Raw genomic sequence first — 18,756 nt, forward strand, 5'->3', positions numbered from 1 at the left:
GACAGGTGGGGGGTTACTCGGCAGGTTGCTGGCTGGTGTGTGCCGCTACCGCCGCTACTGCCGCTACTTCCCTGGTCAGGCCGGTAGCGGCGGGATTTTCGTTGCCGCTACTGCCGCTACCTGTCTCGGTGGTGGGTAGCGGCGGTAGCGGCACCTGTTTTTCGTCCGCTACCGGTGTGACCTGCGAAGTAGCGCCGGTAGCGCTGGTAGCGGCACTAGCCAGGTAGCGGCACCAGGCATCGGCCAAGCCGTCTTCCCCATCGGTGCGGAATCCCTTGGCGACCTGACCGCCGGGTTGCTTGATGTTCTTGGAGGCCACTCCGTAGCGGGCGAGTTCTTTCGACAGTCGCCGCGCGTCGAGAGGCTTGCCGTACAGATCGCCCCAGGGCGCTTCGTCCAGGGCGTGCAGCGCGGTCAGGATGTCGCCGGTGGCCATCCGGTCGGCATTGCGTGCGGTGAAGACCTCGCGCAGGTCGGCCAGCAGCCGCACTCCCAGCGAGGTGGCCTCCGGGCCGGTGTTGGTGACGAAGTGCTGGCAGGCCGCGCGGGCGGTGTCGGGCCAGTGCCCGCCTGCCTGGTCGGCCAGAGCGATCAGGGGTTTCCAGATCTCGGCGGCGCGGTCGATGACCCCGGCTGGCATCGCGGGGCGTGCCCCGGCGAGGTGGTCGGCCACGCTGTCGACCCAGACGCTCAGTTCTTCGCGCACGGGGGCGGCTTCCTGTTCGACGTCCTCTTCGATGAACTCTTCGACGGGTTCATCGGGGGCGCGTTTGCGCATGTGGATGGTGATGGCCCGAGTGGTGATCGTGGCGGGCATGTGCCCGGCGATCCCGGCCAGGGCGGCCGGTGCGTAGACGGGGAACCGCTCGACCTTCATGGCCTTGGCGTCACCGACGCAGCGGGCGATGGTGGCCGAGCGTTTGTATCCGGCATTGAGCATGGCGCGCAGGTCTTCGTAGTTGCCGCCGTTTTTGGGGTTGAAGATGGCGTCGACCTCGTCGAACAGGATGGTGATCGGCCCGGAGCTGACCATGCGGAACATGGCGGCCGTGGTCGCCGAGATGGTCATCTCGGGAGCCTTGACGAGGTATTGGCCGACTTCGAGGACGCGGGTCTTGCCGCTGCCCGGCTCGGCGGAATCGAGGATGAGCCGCGGGGTGGCGTAGAACCGGTGCGCGGCGTGGGTATGGGCGAACCACAGCGCGATCACCGGAGCACAGTGCTCGGACGGCAGCACCAGGAACCGGCTCAGAAAGCGAGTGACCTCGTCGAGCACCTCAGCTCCGGGCCGCACCGGTCGGTGGGGCTGCTCGTCCTGCTCGGCGACGACGTGCAGGGCGGGCGCGGCGGTCATCGTGGTGTCCTCTTCTCCGGTTTCGTCGGGGGTGGGGCGCTGGATGCGCCCCAGGCCGGGGGTTTGGGGTTGCGGGGTGCTCACGCGGCCCTCCTGCCGTGCCGGTTGGTGGCGACTGAGGTGGTCTGTGTGGCGTGTTCGGCGGTGTCTGCTGTGGCTGGTGGGGGTTGGTGATCGGTGCGGGAGAGGCGGCCTGAGCGGTCACTGAGTTCGCCTATGTGGGCTTGTTCGGAGTGATCCGGTGTGGTGGTCGGGGATTGTTCGGGTGTGGTGGCGGCTTGGTGGCGCTGCCAGAGGTCGAGCGCGCGCTCGTCGAGGGTGGCTAGGTCGGCCAGCTCCTCGGCGGCGATGTGCTCGGCCTGGTGGAGCATGCGGGTGGCGTGCTCGCGCAGGGCGCGGCGGTAGGCGGCTTCGAGCACGGCGGTTTTGAGGTAGTCACCGACGACGGGGTCGGGTGCGGCGCGGTAGGTGTCTATGAGCCAGTCGGTCAGCAGGGCGTGTTTGTGCTCGGTGTCCAGACGTCCGGCTCGGCGGGCTTCGGCGTAGAGCGCTGCCGGGCCGGGGGCGACCTCGCGGAGATTCAGCCGGATGGCCAGGGCGAATACTTCGCGGGCGAGGGGCTGGGCCATGTCGTCGGGGCGCATGCCGGCCAGCAGCCGCCGGGCGGTGGCTGCGTCGCAACGCATCAGGCAGCCGAGGAAGGCGGCGTCGGTATCGACGGTGACCGGGCCGGACTGTGTTTGGTGGGTGGGGTTCATGCTGCGGTGCCTCCGTGGGTGTCGCGGTTGCGCTGTGCTTGTCCGGTGGGCAGCACGGTCAGGCGGCGGTTGGCTTTGATCTCGTACATGTGCGCGTCGGCGTGCCCGAGCAGCTCGGCGAGGTCCGTGGCGGCCGGTGCCACGGCGAGTCCGACGCTGCCCAGAGCAGTGAGCCGTTGGCCGTCGACCCAGATCGGTTCGGCCAGGGCTTCGGCGAGCTGGTCGGCGCGGTGTTCGGCGGCGGTGCTGCCGGAGACGGGGCCGAGCCAGACGGCGAACTCATCGCCATGTAGCCGCACGGCGCGCTCTCCGGGGTGGGTGGCGTCGTCGAGCTGGGCAGCCACGGCGGCGAGGACTTTGTTACCGAAGGGGTGGCCGTGGGTGTCGTTGATGGCTTTGAACTGGTCGAGGTCGACCATCAGCAGGCCCACGAGTCCACAGGTGAACCGCTCTCGGCGGGCGGTGCGGTGTAGGGCGGTGCGGTTACCGAGTCCGGTCAGGGTGTCGGTGTGCAACCGCCTGCGGTAGAGCATCGCGGCGGTGGTGGCGATGCTTGCCCATCCGGTGGTGCCCACGGCAAGGGTGATTTCTGCGAACATGGAAGATGCCTCCAAGCGAGGTAGGGGCCTCGCCCGCTGCAGGTGGTATGTGGACGGGCGGGGCCTTCTTGCTGCTGGCAGTCAGTGGCGTTTGTCGTGGGTCCAACCGGCCTTGCGGTAGCAGGCTGGGCAGAGCGGGGCGTTGGGGTTGGCGCCGTCGCCGGGCTTGAGCTTTGTGCCGCAGAGCGCCCTGACACTGATCAGGCCTTGTGCAGCGAGGTCGGCGCGGATGCTGTCCGGGGTGATGTGCATCGGCTTGGCCATGGGGATCACTTCCGTGAGCGAGGTCGGCGGCGTCGGCGGTGGGCGGTGAGGTTGTAGGCGTGGCGCCCGGCGCGGATGCGGCGACCGGATCCGGTGCAGCGGGGACACAGGCGGAAGGCCCGGACGATCGGTGATTGACGTTTGCCGGTGCCGGAGCAGGCCCGGCAGGGTTTGAAGGGCCAGATCACACACGTGACTAAGTAACCGAGCGTGACGACCAAGGTGGCGAGGACGAGGGTGGCTAGCGGGCTCAGGCTGGGGGTCACAGGGCCTCCACCAGGGGTTTTCGAGACGCGTCTCCCTGCACACCGCTAGGAGCTAGGGTGCTGGGCAGTGGTGCTGTGGGGGTGCTAGCAGGGCCGCTAGGTCTAGCGGGTGGGGCTGCTAGACCTAGCGGCCCCGCTGGGCTTATCCGGCATCCCGCTTCCGGTTACGCTCTGCGACAACCTGGGCGAGGTCGGCGCGGTGGAATCCGCGCCGGTTGCGGCCCTCGCCGTGCTCGTCGGTGCCCCAGACCTGTCGGTTGGTCTTGACCCCGTGGGGCTTGAGCGCGGTGGAGAGCTGGTCGGCCGTGTAGCTGCCGTAGGCCTCCGGCCAGGTGGCGGCCAGCCGGGTGGCGACGACCTCGGTCCAGACCTTGTCCTCGTCGGGCCCGAGCAGGGCCAGCAGGTCCTCGGGCAGAGTGTCGGCCTTGCGCTCGCGGGTGGTGTCCCGGCCCAGGGCGTGACCGGACAGGGTCCCGGCGGCTTCGCGGAGTGCGCGGGCGCGGTCGGTGATGCGATCGGCGGCGGGGTTGTCGACGTAGGCCGAGCGGGCGATCTGGGGATCGTCGGCGTTGCCGACCAGGTAGCCGATGCCCTTGTCCTTGGCGGTGAACGTGGAGGCGCGGACGCCGTTTTTGTACATCGAGGTGCCCAAGACCATGTCGTTTTCCATCTGCCCCATCACCCGCAGACAGAACCGGATACCGACGTTGGCACTGACTCCGGTGGGCAGGCTGTCCTTGTCCGGGCGTTGGGTGGCCAGGATGAGGATCACGCCGAGAGCCCGACCGCGTTTGATGATGGCGGTGGCCAGCTCTCCGGCTTCCTTACCGAACTCGGGGTGGCTGAACAGTTCCTGGCATTCGTCCACGGCGACGACCAACGGGTGCAAGCCCAGATCGGTGCGGCCGGCCAGGTGTGGAGTGACCTTGTTCTCCGGTACGAGGGTCTTGTCCTGCTTGGCCAGCTTGGTGATCGTGGCGGCCCGTTTTTCCAGGTCGGCGTAGATCTCGCGCAGACTGTCCAGGGTGGCCTCGACTGTGCCGTCATCGGGACCGGAGCCGTAATGATGCGCCACCTTCTCCAGCGATTCGAGGTCGCCGGTGCCCTTGAGTTCGAAGACCCGCATCTCAGCCCGAGCATCCAGGGCGGCGGCCAGCAGCAGCACCCGCAGGGCGAAAGTCTTACCGACACCGGGCATCGCGCCGATCAGGAGGTTGGCATACATCAGCGTGATGGACACGGGCCTGCCGCGTTGGTCGGTGCCGAACGGCATCGGCTGGAACAGATCCGCCTCCCCTTTCTTGAGCAGGGGCCAGGTGGGCTGTTTGGCCTGGGCCATGTCCTGATCACCGACCCAGAGCACCAGGCGCCCGGCGTGCTCGGTGCCATCGGATTCCGGCCACACACAGCCCAGGGGGCGGCGCAGGCCGGAGGCGAGCTTCTCCCGGCGTTCCACGATGTCGGGCACGGTCACCCCGTGGGGCAGGTCGATGTCGGCACGCCACCCAGGTCCGTCGCGGGTGATGGGCTTCGGGAAGGCGATCCCTCCCCCGCGTGACCCCATGACCTTGTTGATTTCGGCGATGCCCAGCGACGCCAGGGCGCGTTCGACGATGTCGCTGGTGAGCTTGGCGACCTGGGTGGAGACCACGGCACGGCCGGTGATGGGTTTGTCCCGCACGCGTCCGGCCGCACCCATCGCCAGCACCAGTCCCGCCGTGAGCACCCAGGTGGCCAGCGACGGCAGTCCGGTCGCGAAGAACACGGTCAGCGGCAGGCCGATCAGCAGCACCGGCGCGGTCATGGCCAGCCGGGTGCGTACTCGGGCGTCGCGTTGGTAGGTCAGTCGCAGGTACTCGGCAGCATCCTCCCTCCGCGCGGCCGCAGCTCGCAGCGGCTGTCCTTCGGCATCGAAGACCCACCGGGCCGTGCCGGACACGATGCGGGCGGTGCCGCGTGGGGCCTGCCCGGCGAGCTTCGTCGCGTAGATCGGGCAGCGCAGCGCGTGATACCCGGCGGCGTGGGAGTAGTGAGCGGCGGTCCACTTCGCGGCCTCGGCCAGCTGGGCCTTGGAGGCCAGCCACGGCGGCAAGACCTCGCGCCGCTCGGCCCGGTTTAGCCGCTCCCACCAGGACGGCCCCTTGGCAGTGTCCGGCTGGTCCACCCGCTGCGGGCCGTCGTCCTCGTCGTCGACGAGTTCGCCCTCGATGACCTCCGACGTGGTCTCCACGTCGCCACCGGTTGCGGTGTCCTCGGCGGAGTCGGCCTTGTTGTTGGGAAACTCGTAGACCCGCGCGTCCTCGGTGGCGTTCTCGTCGCGGCCGTCGCCGTCGGGATCGGGGGTGTGATTCTGGTGCTCGGTCATCAGCGGGCCTCCCCATCGGTCGCGGGGGTGTGCAGCAGGTGGGTCAGTGCCGCGCCCATCCCGAGGACGGCCACGGGCAGGCAGGACACGGCCGTGGTGATCCACCACGGGGCGGCGGTGATTTCAGCGGCGGTCATGAGGTGATAAGCCACTTGTCCGGCCGCGCCGAGGGCCAGTGAGCCGAGTGCGGACCACTTGGCGAAGGTCCGGGCCTGGGCTGGAACGTGGCCGGACAGCCAGACCCGCAGGGCGTAGGCGGCGTAGGTCTCCACCCCGATCGGCAACGTGATCGCGGTATTGATCTGCAACGAGTCCCAGATGCCTGGCAGCGGGTGGACCATGCCGAACCCGGTCAACGAGCCCAGTCCAACCCAGCCGGACCAGATCGCCACGAACGCCGGTAGCGCCAGCAGCAGCACCGGCCAGGCTGCCGGAACACGGCCAGCCGAACCGGTTTCCGGCACCGGATCTGGCTCCGGGTTCGCGGATACCGTGTCCCGCTCGGATGCGACCTTGTCGCTGTTGGATGCGTCGCTCTCGTCGGCCGGACTCGGCTCCGGCACCGGTCCGAACTCGGCAGCCGTCCCAGCCAGGGCTGACTCGGCCACGACCGGCAGAGGCTCGGTGTCCGGTTCGGCCGTGTCCAAGTCCGGACCGGACTCGGTGGGCTCGGTGATTTCGGGCACCGCGTGCAGCCGGACCGGCTCCGGCAATGCGCCGGACTCAGCGGGTTCGGCGGTGGCGCTGTCGAGGGCCTCGCGCAGAGTGCTGGCCTTCCTGGCACCGATGCGGAACTCGGCCATGAGCCGATTGCGCGACGGCAGCTCTCCAAGCGCCTCAGCCAGCTCGCGGGCTTGCGGCAGCAACTCATCCACGCTGGCGGGATAGGCGCTACGAGACGTCGTGGTGGGAGTACTCATCACTGGTCACCCCCTCCACCGGTGTAGAGGAACGCGAACAGGGCCTGTTGCAGCTCGACCAGATCGGCCGCGTTGTCAGCGGCAAACGGCCCTCGAAACCCCGGATACCCGTGGTCTTCGAGCACGGCCGCGACATCGAAGACCAAGCCGATCGTGAAGCGCGGGTCGTGGTCGGTATGGGCCACCGGATACCGCCGCACCTGAACGGGCGGGGCGGCGTGGCCGGCAGACGGTGTAGTGGGCATGCTGGGGGTCTCCTTACTGCTCATCTGGTGGTGGGAGACCCGGTCCGGCAGGGACTTCTTGGCGGAATGACTGCCGGGCCGGGGCACAGCGGGGCTCAACTGATCCCCAGATCGGCCAACACGCCGTTGGCGGCGGTGGTGATCGCAGTGGCGAAGGTGTGAGTCACCTCGGCCATCGGCTGCCCGACGACGGTGGGCAGTAGCAAAAAGCCCAGAGCCATCCCGCCGATGAGCTGGGTCCAATCCATCCGGCGGCGGGCCAGCAGCAAGATGCCGATGACGAGAGCGACAAGAACGTTGTAGGTAATCACGACAAGACCTCCGATCAGAGTCAGTGACGACGGGAAGCGAGGGGTCAGGCGGCGAGCTGCTCATCAGTGCCGTCCTCGGTTGCCGGCAGCAGTCGCAGCACCGCGCCCGACGACGTGCGCCGCGACGGACCTTCCGACAGCACCGGCTCGTCGAACTCGCCGGAGCGCGGCTCGGGAGAGCCCAGTTCCTCGACGACCATCGCTTCCCAAAACCGCTGCACACGCAGCGCATCCCATTCCTCCAGCGGCGACTCCACCGCCGCCAACTCCGCATCCGACGGCTCCACCACATCGGCGGTGAACTCCGTCGCTGGCTCGGTCGAGACTTCGAAACTGCCCATCGGTTTCTCCTATACAGGTTCCGTACATGTTGTGAACAAGTAGGGCACGTGCATGTGTTCGCTGTCAACCCGGTGGCTCTGGCTGCCTTAGCGGCTGACAACTCCAAGACTCCCGACTGCGAGCACTTCTCAACACGGGACGAGAGGGGGACCAAAGGGGACGGACGGGCTTGCCTCGCCGGTCCTCCCCTGTGCACAGTGAGATCAAATGACCACTGGAGGGGACATGGAGGCCACGCCGCTGCTGCGGGCGCGGCAGGAGCTCGGTCTGACGAAGCAGCAAGCCATACGCAAGCTGAAGAAGACTGCTGACGAGCTGGGGATACCGCTGTTCGTGACGGACGAGAGCATCAATCGGCAGATGCGCTATTGGGAGCAAGGCTCCCGCGTTGTGCCCGAGCAGTACCAGGCACCGTTTTGCGCTGCTTACGGGCGCTCCCCTGCTGAGCTGGAGTTCGCTCCTGTCGACTCGCCGGAGTTTGTCCAGGCGTCCGACGAGATCGCCGAGCGCATCACCTTCTCCGAAGTGGATCGATCACTCGTTGAACTCTTCGAAAGCCAGACCCAGAACTTCCGCCTTCTCGACCGCAGGTTGGGGGCGGAACGGCTCTTCGAGCAGACCAGCAGCCACGTCAAGCAGCTCGAAGAGATGTTGAAGTTCGCGGTTCCCGGCGATGACCGGGACTTGCTTGCTGCGGCACTGGCAGAGGCTTCCGCGCTTTCCGGGTGGCAAGCCTTGGACATGCGCAACGCGCAGGACGCCTGGCAGATGCACGAACTCGCCAAGACCGGCGCAAGGGAATCGGAGAACCCCTCGATCGTCGCGCATGTGACCGCTCAGCAGGCATATGTCTTACTCGATGCTGAACGCCCCTCAGAGGCGCTCACACTCGTGCAGCGAGCCCGAGCGAAGGACGCCAACCGTGTCCACCCTCGGATGCGTAGCTGGTTGGCTGCCGCCGAGGGGGAGATGCGCGCTGCAGCTGGTGATACTGAAGGCACCTACAAAGCTCTCGACGAGGCAGATCAGTTCCTGCCGGTTGAGCCGGGCGACAACGATCCGGAGCTACCCTTCCTGGCATTGAACAGCACTCATTTGGCCAGGTGGCGTGGTCACTGCCTCGCTCGCTTGGGAGCAAACGAAGCCGTCAGCGACCTGAATTCAGCACTCGATGGCCTCGCGGGCGGCGACTTCCGCCGCGCAGAGGCAGGACTACGGGTAGACCTGGCGCTGGCACTCAAAACGCGAGGCGAGGAGAACGAAGCGCGTCGACATGCGAAACGCGCCGAGGAGCTGGCCGGAAACACCGGCTCAGCTCGACAGCGCGCCCGAATCGGAAAGCTGCAGAGCTAATCCGACCTACTGGTCAGATATTTCTTGCCTCTCCGAACTATCGGAGGGCAATACTTTCCTGCTGATCTCCTCGGATTTCCGTCTTGACTCGCTGCGCTCCCTTCCCCGTTTTTCATCTAGCGCGTCACCATTACGCGTAAAAACCGAAATCCCCCGGTTCGGAGATTCTGTCCACGTCTTCACATGGTCACGAATCTCCCCAATTGCCTTAGCTGCATCATGAATACCATACTGGACCATAAATTCGATGCCGTGCCACACTTCATAGTCTAGCTCATATTCAAGTTCATGACGCGCTCTAGGGGGTCTTCCAGGTTTCTCATAGAACACGGCCTTCGCATGATGACTATCTGGAAGATCCACACCATTGCGGCTAATTCCACTATCCCAAAAGCAGCGCCACTCTTGCTGCGGAACAAGCGTCTTGATGGTCTTAGGCACGTGTACTGGCTCGGTATCGTTACCGCTACCTGAGCTCCGCACTAGTGGCGGGTCGAAGGTGACTTCAACGTCATACGCCACTGTATGACCGAAATTCTTTATCACTAAATCGATCACTTGTTGAGAAACGGGACTTATGTCCATATAAACCGCTATATACGGTTGAGCCTGCTCTTTTCTGAGTTTTCTCGCTTCGCCAGCTTGCCAAAAGGCAACCCCCGCTGCCACAATAGCAACAAGAGCCGTAGCACAAGATCCGACAGCTGACCATACCTGCGGGTTCATAGAACCTATCTAACCTCTTCTCAGTTTTCCCGAAAAGCAAGGTAATGCAGGATAGCGACAAGCGTCCCTGAGTTGACGATCTGCCCGGAGGAAACCAGCTTCCGCATTTCCTTGACTGGAACCCAGGTGAACTTGCCCTCGTTCAATTCCACGGTATCGGCTACTCGCTCAACGCCTCGCGCCAGGTAGACGTAGTGGGGGTTCGTCACGGTCCCGATCATGGGCTCGAACGTCACGAGGTGCTCCATCGAGCGCGGGCGGTAGCCTGTTTCCTCTTCGAGTTCGCGCGCTGCTGTGGTACTGGCAGGCTCGTCCTCGTTCAGCAGACCGCCGGGAAGTTCATAGTTCCACACGTCCGAAACGAAGCGATGACGGTACGCGAGCAAGGCGTGTTGTTCCTCATCATCCAGCACCAGCATCATCGCGGCCGGGGGGAGCCAGACCTTGTGATGCTCGAAGCGCTCACCAGAGGGAACCGTGATGTCAGCCATCCCGACGCTGACCCACTCGCTCTCATAGATCGTCCGCTCATCGTGTACGAGCCACTCACCGTGCTTCTCAGGATGGTCCATCTGGCTGCTTCCCTACCGATCCACCGCTATGCGGTTGCGTCGCTGTCCGGCTGTGCCACGAACGCGCCAGCCCCGTGCCGAATGACGATCGTGCCCTCGTCCTCCAGTAAGCGGTAGGCGCGGCGGACCGTATTCCGCGAGACACCGTGTTCCTCCTGCAGACGTGCCTCGCTCGGGAGCGGCATCGCGGGCTGAAACTCCCCAGCCTCGATGCGTTCCCTCAGCGTCGCAGCGAGGCGTTCGTACGCCGTTGTCGCGCTCACAGAGGAAGCGTGACCAGCTACCCGACGACCGTGACCAGGCAGGACCTCCACGAGCCCAGCCTCTTCCAGCACCTCAAGCGCAGCCCGCACCGTGTTCCGAGCGACCGCGTGCTCACGAGCCAGGCTCGGCTCCGAAGGCAGCAGCGTTCCCGGCGCGTAGTGCCCAGCCTCAATCTGCTGCTCCAGCTCCGCCGCGATCAGGCGGTACGTCCCTCGCTCAGCCACACGCATCCTATCGTTGGTGCCGCAATGCGCCGCCATCTCGACGCCTTGTGTATGTCTAGGCTACCGGCTGCCGGACGACATCTTTCCCCGATCCCACCGATACGCCAACCGGTCTCCAACTTAGTCGATCAACTTGTTTGCCGGAAAGTAGCATTGTCCCGTCTCGTTTGCGTGTCGCTTTTTCCGTCGCAACATGGTGTCCAATCGGACACGCTGCTCAAGTACACAGATTAGATCCATGCCGTCCATTGTCATAAATGGCGTACTCCGGCTGTACTTGTCAAGTATTCCGCGACTAAAGCCTCCAATGCTTACAAACAGGCCGAGGGCATTCTTTCCCTTCTGTCGAACTTTTTCTGCGAAATGATCTGCTTCTTTTACTTCAATTGGGCCCTGTGTCCATTTGGCCTCAACAATGTAATCGTCAGTATCGAAGCTAAAAGCGCCGTCGATCTGCTCCCAATTAACTACATATGACAATCGCGGCTGGAGATCGAACAGATCAAACAGTCGATTCAAAAAGACTTCAAACTGACGACCGCGCTCTTGCGGCTGTTCATTCTTTCCAGACAAGGAGTAGAAATCGCTGTTTAGATCTGCTAGGTCACCGGCGAATTTCCGCTGCAACTCCGCGTGCTTCGCATGCTCCGTACGTTCAGCGGCTACTCGCTCACGTTCCATGATTAGCTCTTCATACACCCGGGTCTGATCTTTGAGTTGGGTAACTGCAGTCTGCGCCTTCTTGACCCAATATTCGCCGTCTTCGAGATGCTGAAGTTCGTGAAATGAAGAAGTATTAGCAACTTCCAACATGAGCTTCAGAGTGGCCGATTGATATGAATCTTCAGTACGCATGAGGCGACCAACGACTTCGTCTGCAACTTCTCGTTTACTTAGATCGAAATCAACGCCATAAAGCAATTCTGGATGGTCACGTAGCGCAGTTGTCAAGTACTGCCTGAAGCTTCTCTTGTACCAGACAATAACCGGCAAAGCGTCACGTAGCGCTTGATACGCGGACGCCGAGATGCGCCTTTGCGAACCTGGACTCAAGTTCGACCTCCTACCGCCCCTGCTGGTCTCCGCGAGACCCTCCGGCAACCCTCTATCACCGTCGAGGTACCTGATGAACACAGCATCCCGCTTGATAGCGCTCGGGAGCGAGCTGAACAGGTCACCCACACGTTCAGCATGGACCATCGCGAGCGAGTTGACCATGGTGTCACGGCCAATACACGGACAAATGGCGCCGCACCACACCATCACCGCAAGTCATAGCCATGATCGCAGATGGACTCAAAATCCGTGTAGTGTCAGTTCGAATCTGACCGGGGGCACCCTCTCTCACCACCCTGAAACGGCCGCTGGCCTGCGAAGAAGCAACGAGCGGCCGATCAAGGCTTCCGCGACTGCATCCGGCGCGATGCGGGCTCGTACGAGTGTTCACGGCACAGACACGCAGCACCGATGAGTTTTGCTCGCTTGTCCGGTCTACATGGCCATGACTGATTTGCGAACTCCGACAACCCTCACCAACCTCGGCGTGGTCATGTTCACCGTCGCCGACCAGGACGCGGCTCTGGCCTTTTACACCGAAAAGCTCGGCTTCGAGGTGCGCAGCGACACCCGCTTCGGTGCGCACGCTGGCTGGAGGTGGCCCCGCCCGGCTCACGGGCGCGGCTGGCACTCAACCCGTCAATGGGCGGTGGCAAGCCCGGCGGCAGCGGAATCGGAGTGGAGACTCCGGACGTGCTGGGCGAACACAAGCGCCTCAGCAGCATCGGCGGCATCGACCTCGACCCGGAGCCGATGCACACGCCCGGCGCCCCGCTCCTGTTCATGCTGCGGGACCCCGACGGCAACCACATCGCCGTCGTGGAGGAGCCACCCACACCCGCGTAGCGCGTCGGAGGCCGGGGAGGTCTCCGACGTCCGGACAGTTCTGACCCCTCAAGGATGCGGCGCCTCCCGCACAGCCCTTGCGCTGCGCGGGAGGACCGGTTTCCGGGAAAACTTCAGCAGCATCCGTCGCCGCGCCAGGCTTCGCGGCCTTCCTTGACCGCCACCGCGGCGATCACCAACGCGACGAGGGGATCGGCCCAGGACCAACCGAACAGGCTGTTGAGCAGCAGGCCGACCAGCAACACCCCGGAGAGATAGGTGCACAGCAGGGTCTGCTTGGAATCGGCGACCGCGCTGGCCGAGCCCAGTTGACGCCCCGTCCAGCGTTGGGCATAGGACAAGCCGGGCATGATCACCAGCGATAGCGCGGCCAGCACGATACCCACCGTCGACGGTTCGGCGCTGCCGCTGCCGACCAGGGAGCGCACGGATTCGACGGTGACGTAGGCCGCCAGGGCGAAGAACGACACCGCGATGACCCGCAGTGCGACGCGCTCGCGTGCTTCGGGGTCACGGCCGGTGAACTGCCAGGCCACTGCCGCCGCCGAGGCCACCTCGATCACCGAGTCCAGCCCGAACCCGATCAACGCGGTCGACGAGGCCGCCATCCCCGCCGAGAGCGCCACGATCGCCTCGATCACGTTGTAGGTGATCGTGGCCGCGACCAGCAGCCGGATCCGCCGGGACAGCACCGCCCGGCGCGAGGCATCCGGCTGCGCCGCCGTCTCGACGGGCCGTGCCGGAGAATCCGACGACGGGGCCGGGCCACAACACCCGTCCGCGCACCCCGCATCGGCAGCAGCATCCACGTCCGCTTCCTGCCGCGACGAAGCCTCGGTCATGGTGCGCTCACCTCCCGTGCCGCCGTCGTCCCGGACGTCTCGTCCTGGGTGCAGGCCTCGGTCGGCTCCACGGCCAGCACGACCTGCACCAGCTCACGCAGCGCCTGAGCCAAGTGGGCATCGGCCAGTTCGTAGTGCACCTGCCGACCCTGGTACGTGGCCACCACCAGCCCGCAGCCGCGCAGACACGACAGGTGGTTCGACACGTTCGACCGGGTCAGACCGAGTTCCTCGGCGAGCCGACCCGGATAGTGCGCTCCGTCCAGCAGTCGCACCAGGATCCGGCAGCGCGTGGGATCGGCCAGCGCCCGCCCCAACCGGGCCAGCACCGCCTCCCGCGTCTCACACGTCAACATGCACGCAACAATACAGCCAACACTGTAATACAGTCCAGGGTGAACTGTTCGGTTCACTGTGCCGGTGACCGGTCGAACACGTGTCGGGTAGCGATGTTCGCCCGAGCAGGCGGCATCGAAGAACTCTCCGCAAGAAACCACAGTCTCGAAGGAATGCCACGAAGCCGGATTCGATCGATGGTTCCGCTGGATCCGTCCGGCGAACTCACCTGCGACTGGCGCGACGGTGACCTCTGGTGACCTCGGATTTCGGGGTCTCGACTCCCGGCGCTCGAGCCGGGATCCGGCCTGCGGTACCCGGAGCGGGCCGGATGCGTTCCCGTCATATCCGACCCGCACGGACGATCACGGCACCGTGTCGGCCACGGTGCTCGCTACACCACCGGTTTGATCCGTGCGGCCAGTTGCCGGGCGGCGTCGTATCCACTCCGGATCGCGCTGAGCAGGGTCTCTCCCGATCCGCCTGCGGCACCCACTCGCACATGCGGTACGCCGCCCGGCACGAGCTCCGCCGCCGAGTCGTCGGTGCGCACGCCCTGGGAAACGAGCAGCGGCCCGGGTGCTTGCACCCACTCCTGCTCGCCCGCTTCGCTGCTGACCAGCACCTGGCCCGCCTTGGCCAGCGTGATGCGCGAATTCAGCAGAACGCGCGTGGCGGGATTCTCCTGCAGTCGCGGAACGGCCAGGATCTTGGCGCGGCGCCCGGAGTCCGGTGCGATCTCGTGTTCGGCTCCGACCAGCAGCACCTTCGTTCCTCGACCGGCGAACGTGTCGGCGACCGTCATCGCCACCGTGTCGGCCCCCCAGATGGTGCAGGCCTCCGGCGCCGCAGTGCTCCCGTGTGCGCGGAGCCAGTCCCGGATGTCGAGTACCCGGGCTCCGTCGCCGGCTTCGATGCCCGCATCGGGAGGGACGCCTCCGGTGGCGAGGACGACGGCGTCCGGGGACTCGGCGGCCAGCCTCGACGCGGTGACTTCGGTGCCCGTACGGAGCGTGATCCCCCACCTGTCGATCTCATCGGCGGACCAGTCCAGGAACCGGGAGAAGTCCGGTGTGGACTTCATGCTCGCCGCGATGCGCATGTCACCGCCGATCTCACAGGAGGAGTCGAACACGGTGACGGCCGCACCGGCCACGGCCAACTCCCGAGCCGCCGTCAGCCCCGCAGGTCCGGCGCCGACCACCACGGTCCTCGCCGCCGAGGGCACCTCCGGTGCGGGAAGGGGAACTCGGCCACGTCCCGCAGTCGGGTTGACCGTGCATGCCACCTGCCCGGCACCGAGATTGTCGATGCAGACATTGCACGCGATGCAGGGCCGGTAGCTACCGCCGGACAGGCAGGCCGCGGCGAACCGGGGATCGGCGTGCAGAGCACGCGCCAGGCTGACGAAGTCGGCCGTTCCCTCCTGCAGGGTCTTCTCGATGATCTCGGGACTGTTGAGCCGTCCGGCCATGCCGAGAGGTGTGCCCAAGGCGCGGTACCTGCCCGCGTAGTCGGCGAGCACCCCGGGCTGCCACTCCCCCGACTGCACGATCCACTCCCCCGCCTCGTAGCTGCCCGCGGACAGATCCAGGAAATCCACCTGATCGAGATGTGCCCGCGAGACGATGTCGAACGTCTGCTCCGCGGACAGCCCACCGGAAGATCCTTCGACCACCGACACGCGCACGCCCAGGGCCACATCGGGGGCAGCGGCGCGCACCGCGTCGATGACCAGGTTCAGGAACAGTTCCGGTTGTGCGAACTCGTCATCGCGGTGATTGCTCACCGGTGACATGAACTGGTGGACCAGGTAGCCGTGCGCGGCGTGAATGTTGAGCACGTCGATGCCGGCAGCAACGCAGCGAGCAGCCGCCGCGCCGTAGGCCCGCACGAGCTCGTAGCACTCCTCGGTGGTCAGCTCTCGCGGCATCTCGCCGCCCGCGGGGGAACACGGAACCGGCGAGGGAGCCACGTTCGGCAGGCCGGAAACTTTCGACTGGGCAGTGCGCCCGCCGTGGTTGAGCTCGCAGCAGAGCAGGGCGCCCTGTTCGTGGATGGCCTCGGCCAGCTCCCGGAGACCGTCGATGCAGGAGTCGTCGTGCGCCCCCAGCTGATGGGTGCGGCCCTTGCCGTCGGCACGAACGTAGGTGGCCTCCGTCGTGACGAGCGCGATGCCCGCTTCGGCCCGCCGGACCAGGTAGTCCTTGTATTGCTCCGTGACATGCCCCGCCGTATCACAATAGTTGCGCTCCATGGGGGCCGAGGCGAGTCGATTGCGCAGCGTGCGCCCACCGAGCCTCAGTGGCCGGTCGGTCATCCGGGAGCCGGTGGTCGAGGTCAACGTCGTTCTCCTGCTGTGTGCGAGACGGCGGTGTGGTGCACGGGTCCCGGAGTTCCCTGCCCGTCGAGTCCCCGGCACGCGTGGGTGGCGGCAAGATGCTCGCCGATGGCGAATCCGCGGGTGATGGCCGAGCCGAGGGTTGCTCCTCCACCCGGGTAAGCATCGTGGAAGACCGTCGCCGAGCAGTTGCCCGCGGCGAAGAATCCGGGGATGGGGTCCTCGTCGTTTCCGAGGACCCGGCCCTGCAGGTCGGCCTTGAGTCCTCCTGCGGTCCCGAGTGCGCCCGCCGAGATCGGCACGGCGTACAGCGGCTCCTGGCGCACGGGTGCCAGGCAGGGGTTGGGGGTGTTGGCGGGGTCCCCGAGATGACGGTCCTGCGTGCTGGCACCCCGGTCGAACTCGGTGTCCACGCCGAACTCGGCGTCGGCGTTGAACCGCTCGAGCGTCGCGGCGAGTCCGGATGGGTCGATGCCGCACTTGTGCGCCAGTTCGGCGGCGGAGCCTGCCGAGACCATCCAGTCCTCGGCCACTCCCGGGGTGGAACCGGCGATCGAATACTTGTCCAGGTACGCCTGGTCGAAGACCAACCACGCCGGATTGTTCTCCTGGTGCCCGGTGGCCGGGTCGACATTGCCGAAAACGCGGTTGAGGTCGTGGTAGTTGGTGGCCTCGTTGACGAACCGCGCTCCCTTGGCGTTGACGGTCACCGACCCGGGCAGGGTCATCTCGACGTTGCCCATTCGTCCGGACTGCCTGCCGTCATAGCGCTGCGTGGGGGGTGCGATGACCGGGACGCCCCAGATCGCGGTCATCTCGTCGAGGGCGGCCCCGGCCCGCATGCCCAGAACCAGCCCGTCGCCCTCGTTGCTCGGAGCGCTGATCGGGGTGATGGGGAACTTCAGCAGGGCCTTGCGCAACCGGGCGTTCCACTCGAATCCGCCCGAGGCCATGACCACGTTCGCGGCCCGCACGGTCGCCGCACCGTCGTTGACGTCCAACGTCCAGCGTCCGGCACTCGCCGCCGAGTCGCCGGTACGGCCGAGTCCCGTGACCCTCGCCGAGGTGACGATGCCCACGTCTCTGTCCACTGCCGAGAGCACCAGACGCCCCACCAGAGCGCCGCCCATGGTCCTGACTCCGGTACGCCTGCGCTCGGCCAGGAGTTCGGGATCGATCGGTGCGCCCCGCAGGGCATCCCGCTCGTTCATGCTGATGGGCGGAAGATACGTCGGTTTGCGCAGCAGTTCCGCCAGCCCCGGAATCGTGGTGGGGTCGAAGGGTTCGTTGTCCAACCCGCGGCCGCCGGTACTTGCCCCCGGCCATTCCGGGTGGTAGTCGGGGCGCGCCAACGGGGTGAACCGAACGTGGGTCCGCTCGTCCAGAAACTCGACCGCGCGCGGTGCGGTATTGATGTACCAGTCGATTTCCGCCGCGGTCATGCGCTCGTCGGCGACGGCACTCAGGTAGCTCTTCGCGTCATCGACGCTGTCCCGGAACCCTTTCCGGCGCATCAGGTGGTTGCACGGTGCCCACATGACGCCGCCTCCGACAGCGGAGGTGCCGCCGAGCCGGTCGGCCTTCTCCAGGACCAGCACGGACAGTCCCGCATCGGCGGCACGCACCGCGGTGACGAGGCCCGCGGCACCGCTCCCGATCACCACGACGTCGTGGGTCCGGGGGATCTCGCCGAGTGGTGTAGTGATCATGTGAATGCTCCGGGCATGTCGATGGCGACCTTGCCGACCGGTTCGGTGCGCGAGCGCATCACCTCGAACGCCTCGCCCAGCCTGTCGAACGGAAAACGATGTGTGATCAGCATGTCCGCCTCTGCGGTGTGTTCGCTGAGCAACGCGAGGGATTCGCCGATGAGGTCCTGGCTGTTGCGGCTGCCCAGCAAATCGATGTCCTTGACCGGCAGGGTCCGCATCGACAAGGAGACCTCGCGGTCGGAGATTCCCACTGCGGCGACACGGCCTGCGGTGGCGACCACGGACAGCGCGTTGGTCAGCGAGTCCGGCGCACCGGTGGCTTCGACGACCAGCGACGGTCCCTGCGCACCGGTCCAGTGCGAGAGCAACTCGTGCTGAGCCGCGTCGGGGAAGGACACCGCAGGATCGATCACCATCGTGTCGACGGCTCCGAACTTCCCGGCGAACTCGCAGCGATGCTCACGCGTGTCGGCCGCGACGACCTCCACTCCCAACGAGGTGAGGTACATGGTGGACAGTAGGCCGATGGGCCCGCAGCCGAAGACGAATGCCTTCTCCGCCGCACGCGGACGCCCGCGGTCGACCGCCTGCATCGCGATGCTCGCGGGTTCGGCAAGCGGCGCCACTCGCGGATCGAGCCCATCGGGAATGCGGTGCAGTTTGGTCACCGGAACGGCCATGTACTCGGCCAGGGCACCGTCCTCATAGCACCCGTAGACCGACATCCGCACGCAGGCGTTGACCCTGCCGATGGAGCACGCGTAGCACCGGCCGCAGTACGTCATCGGGGAAACCGCGACCCGATCGCCGACGGCCACTGCCTGCTGTGATCCGGACGCCTGCTCGACGATCCCGACGAACTCGTGCCCCTGCACGATGGGCAGGTCGGTGGCGTAGTCGTCCTCCCAGATGTGCAGATCCGTGCCGCAGAGGGTGAGGCTCTCGATGCGTACGAGGGCCTCACCCGGTCCGGCGACCGGCATCGGCACGTCGTGGTACTCGATCGTCTCCTTGGCGACCGTGCGAGCCACCCGCATTACCGTCGTCCCTTCCGAAGGCG

At 65.9% G+C, this 18,756-nt stretch carries 20 protein-coding genes and 2 pseudogenes; 3 read left to right on the forward strand and 19 right to left on the reverse strand.

The features are described from left to right. Window positions 1-13 precede the first annotated feature (13 nt). The 9 genes from JOF55_RS02835 to JOF55_RS02875 all read right to left on the reverse strand — a co-directional run bounded on the left by JOF55_RS02835 (window position 14) and on the right by JOF55_RS02875 (window position 7,423). A complete protein-coding gene (locus JOF55_RS02835; protein ID WP_310269099.1) occupies window positions 14-1,438 on the reverse strand; it encodes a DUF3631 domain-containing protein in 1,425 nt (474 codons plus the stop codon). Then, window positions 1,435-2,112, reverse strand: a complete 678-nt coding sequence (locus JOF55_RS02840) for a hypothetical protein (protein WP_310269101.1) — start codon at window positions 2,110-2,112, stop codon at window positions 1,435-1,437. The genes JOF55_RS02835 and JOF55_RS02840 overlap by 4 nt, the downstream gene beginning before the upstream one ends. Next, on the reverse strand, window positions 2,109-2,711 hold the full coding sequence (locus tag JOF55_RS02845) for a GGDEF domain-containing protein (RefSeq protein WP_310269104.1): 603 nt from the start codon (window positions 2,709-2,711) through the stop codon (window positions 2,109-2,111). Before JOF55_RS02845 ends, JOF55_RS02840 begins: the two co-directional genes overlap by 4 nt. An 81-nt stretch (window positions 2,712-2,792) precedes the next feature. Next, entirely contained in the window at window positions 2,793-2,975 is a 183-nt protein-coding gene (locus JOF55_RS02850) for a hypothetical protein (protein ID WP_310269108.1), read from the reverse strand. 408 nt (window positions 2,976-3,383) lie between these two features. Continuing rightward, complete coding sequence (locus tag JOF55_RS02855) at window positions 3,384-5,606, reverse strand: FtsK/SpoIIIE domain-containing protein (protein ID WP_310269112.1); 2,223 nt, start codon at window positions 5,604-5,606, stop codon at window positions 3,384-3,386. Beyond that, the gene (locus JOF55_RS02860; RefSeq protein WP_310269115.1) at window positions 5,606-6,526 is read right to left on the reverse strand and encodes a hypothetical protein; all 921 of its coding nucleotides are present in this window, start codon (window positions 6,524-6,526) and stop codon (window positions 5,606-5,608) included. Before JOF55_RS02860 ends, JOF55_RS02855 begins: the two co-directional genes overlap by 1 nt. Further along, window positions 6,526-6,771: a hypothetical protein gene (locus JOF55_RS02865; RefSeq protein WP_310269118.1), complete on the reverse strand. Its 246-nt coding sequence runs from the start codon at window positions 6,769-6,771 to the stop codon at window positions 6,526-6,528. Before JOF55_RS02865 ends, JOF55_RS02860 begins: the two co-directional genes overlap by 1 nt. Before the next feature lie 95 nt (window positions 6,772-6,866). Next, a complete protein-coding gene (locus tag JOF55_RS02870; protein ID WP_310269120.1) occupies window positions 6,867-7,082 on the reverse strand; it encodes a hypothetical protein in 216 nt (71 codons plus the stop codon). 44 nt (window positions 7,083-7,126) lie between these two features. Then, entirely contained in the window at window positions 7,127-7,423 is a 297-nt protein-coding gene (locus JOF55_RS02875; RefSeq protein ID WP_310269123.1) for a hypothetical protein, read from the reverse strand. Between the two features lie 226 nt (window positions 7,424-7,649). Between JOF55_RS02875 and JOF55_RS02880 the strand changes: the two genes are divergently transcribed. Further along, window positions 7,650-8,777: an NsdA family TPR-like regulatory protein gene (locus JOF55_RS02880; protein WP_310269126.1), complete on the forward strand. Its 1,128-nt coding sequence runs from the start codon at window positions 7,650-7,652 to the stop codon at window positions 8,775-8,777. Window positions 8,778-8,783: 6 nt separating this feature from the next. Here the strand turns inward: JOF55_RS02880 and JOF55_RS02885 are convergent, their stop codons facing one another. The 5 genes and pseudogenes from JOF55_RS02885 to JOF55_RS02900 form a co-directional block, all read right to left on the reverse strand. Beyond that, window positions 8,784-9,503: a DUF8453 domain-containing protein gene (locus tag JOF55_RS02885; RefSeq protein WP_310269129.1), complete on the reverse strand. Its 720-nt coding sequence runs from the start codon at window positions 9,501-9,503 to the stop codon at window positions 8,784-8,786. A 20-nt stretch (window positions 9,504-9,523) separates the two neighbouring features. After that, window positions 9,524-10,075 (reverse strand): NUDIX hydrolase, encoded by a 552-nt coding sequence (locus JOF55_RS02890; protein WP_310269132.1) that lies wholly within the window; start codon window positions 10,073-10,075, stop codon window positions 9,524-9,526. A gap of 26 nt (window positions 10,076-10,101) precedes the next feature. Beyond that, window positions 10,102-10,338 carry a winged helix-turn-helix domain-containing protein gene (locus JOF55_RS02895; protein ID WP_310269135.1) on the reverse strand — a complete coding sequence of 79 codons (237 nt, stop codon included), beginning with the start codon at window positions 10,336-10,338 and terminating at the stop codon, window positions 10,102-10,104. A gap of 30 nt (window positions 10,339-10,368) precedes the next feature. Further along, window positions 10,369-10,599 (reverse strand): annotated as a pseudogene (locus tag JOF55_RS24340) (winged helix-turn-helix domain-containing protein); the annotation flags it as partial. A gap of 84 nt (window positions 10,600-10,683) precedes the next feature. Beyond that, complete coding sequence (locus JOF55_RS02900) at window positions 10,684-11,616, reverse strand: restriction endonuclease (protein WP_310269137.1); 933 nt, start codon at window positions 11,614-11,616, stop codon at window positions 10,684-10,686. Window positions 11,617-12,112: 496 nt separating this feature from the next. Between JOF55_RS02900 and JOF55_RS24345 the strand changes: the two are divergent. After that, window positions 12,113-12,184: pseudogene (locus JOF55_RS24345) on the forward strand (VOC family protein); the annotation flags it as partial. Between the two features lie 32 nt (window positions 12,185-12,216). Continuing rightward, entirely contained in the window at window positions 12,217-12,465 is a 249-nt protein-coding gene (locus tag JOF55_RS02905; RefSeq protein ID WP_310269142.1) for a VOC family protein, read from the forward strand. A gap of 113 nt (window positions 12,466-12,578) precedes the next feature. On the opposite strand, the gene JOF55_RS02910 is transcribed toward JOF55_RS02905, so the two are convergent. From JOF55_RS02910 to JOF55_RS02930, 5 genes are all read right to left on the reverse strand, one after another. Further along, window positions 12,579-13,307, reverse strand: a complete 729-nt coding sequence (locus JOF55_RS02910) for a cation efflux transmembrane domain-containing protein (protein ID WP_310269145.1) — start codon at window positions 13,305-13,307, stop codon at window positions 12,579-12,581. Next, on the reverse strand, window positions 13,304-13,663 hold the full coding sequence (gene cmtR, locus JOF55_RS02915; RefSeq protein WP_310269147.1) for a Cd(II)/Pb(II)-sensing metalloregulatory transcriptional regulator CmtR: 360 nt from the start codon (window positions 13,661-13,663) through the stop codon (window positions 13,304-13,306). The genes JOF55_RS02910 and cmtR overlap by 4 nt, the downstream gene beginning before the upstream one ends. Before the next feature lie 374 nt (window positions 13,664-14,037). After that, window positions 14,038-15,963, reverse strand: coding sequence for an oxidoreductase (locus JOF55_RS02920; RefSeq protein ID WP_374727370.1), 1,926 nt, complete (start codon window positions 15,961-15,963; stop codon window positions 14,038-14,040). A gap of 20 nt (window positions 15,964-15,983) precedes the next feature. Continuing rightward, window positions 15,984-17,693 (reverse strand): FAD-dependent oxidoreductase, encoded by a 1,710-nt coding sequence (locus tag JOF55_RS02925; RefSeq protein WP_310269153.1) that lies wholly within the window; start codon window positions 17,691-17,693, stop codon window positions 15,984-15,986. After that, the gene (locus JOF55_RS02930; RefSeq protein ID WP_374727209.1) at window positions 17,690-18,733 is read right to left on the reverse strand and encodes an alcohol dehydrogenase catalytic domain-containing protein; all 1,044 of its coding nucleotides are present in this window, start codon (window positions 18,731-18,733) and stop codon (window positions 17,690-17,692) included. Before JOF55_RS02930 ends, JOF55_RS02925 begins: the two co-directional genes overlap by 4 nt. Window positions 18,734-18,756 lie beyond the last annotated feature (23 nt).

It is taken from the genome of Haloactinomyces albus, from assembly GCF_031458135.1.
Lineage (GTDB): Bacteria > Actinomycetota > Actinomycetes > Mycobacteriales > Pseudonocardiaceae > Haloactinomyces > Haloactinomyces albus.